General features: G+C 49.1%; 1 protein-coding gene. It reads left to right on the top strand.

Annotation, left to right across the window (positions count from 1 at the left end; translation table 11 throughout):
- Positions 1 to 114: 114 nt before the first annotated feature.
- A complete protein-coding gene (locus tag E4021_RS18000) occupies positions 115 to 1,005 on the top strand; it encodes an IS982 family transposase (protein ID WP_136460881.1) in 891 nt (296 codons plus the stop codon).
- Positions 1,006 to 1,023 lie beyond the last annotated feature (18 nt).

Genomic DNA, 1,023 nt, shown 5'->3' with positions numbered 1-1,023 from the left:
TAACGTGAGGTTGGGGGCAAATCGGCTGCAGATCAGCGATTTACGCAAGATGAGACGAGTAGTTGGTACCTTGGAAGGACATCTCAACTCCCTTCCGGACCAAAAACCCGCCTCATGCTCACCGAAGATAAAGCATTCAAACTAATCGAGATCTTTGTTACGGTCGACGATTTTTGCCAGCAGTTTGACCAGTGGTTAACACTCCATCCCCAGCCCGTTTATCGCAACCCACGTTTCGAAGGTATTATGAGTATCAGTGAGGTACTCTCCATTATTGTTTTTTATCAGTACTCCGGATACAAATGCTTCCAATACTTTTTCGAGGATATGGTGACTAACGAATTACACAGCTATTTTCCCCGGCAAGTTGGTTATCGCCGCTTCCTCCAGTTGATCACAAAGGCGCTACCCCATCTCTACGTGTTTGCCAAATGGACTTGCCTGGGTAGCCAAGCCACGGGGACCTACTTCATCGACTCCAAGAAGCTACCGGTGTGCCACAACCGTCGCATCCACAACCACCAGGTTTTCCGCGACATTGCGGAGCGGGGGCGTACCTCAACGGGCTGGTTTTACGGCTTGAAACTGCACTTGGTGGTCAACAACCTGGGGCAGGCTATGAACTTCACCTTCACGTCCGGCAACGTATCGGACGCCAAGGCCGAGGTCCTGTACGAGCTTCTCCACAAACTCAAAGGCAACTGTTACGGTGACAAGGGATACATATCCGGCATATTTTCCGAGTTGTACCAGCAGGGGATAAAGGTGGTGACCAAAATCCGGAAAAACATGAAGAACAAACTAATGCCGATAAATGAAAAGTATGCGCTATTCAAACGTGGAGTAATTGAGTCAGTTTTCGATATCTTGATGACGGTATTTGATATTGAACATACCCGGCATCGGAGTCCGCAGAATGCCCTGGCACATATGTTGAGCGCGGTGGCCGCCTACTCCTTCATGGAGCAAAAACCTGCTGTTTTGCTGCCAAAACTGCTTGGATAGCCCCAACCTCACGTTAAT

The organism is Neolewinella litorea (genome assembly GCF_004803465.1).
Classification (GTDB): domain Bacteria; phylum Bacteroidota; class Bacteroidia; order Chitinophagales; family Saprospiraceae; genus Neolewinella; species Neolewinella litorea.
Note: the sequence above shows the minus strand (reverse complement) of the source record. Positions and strands in the feature narration are given on the sequence as shown.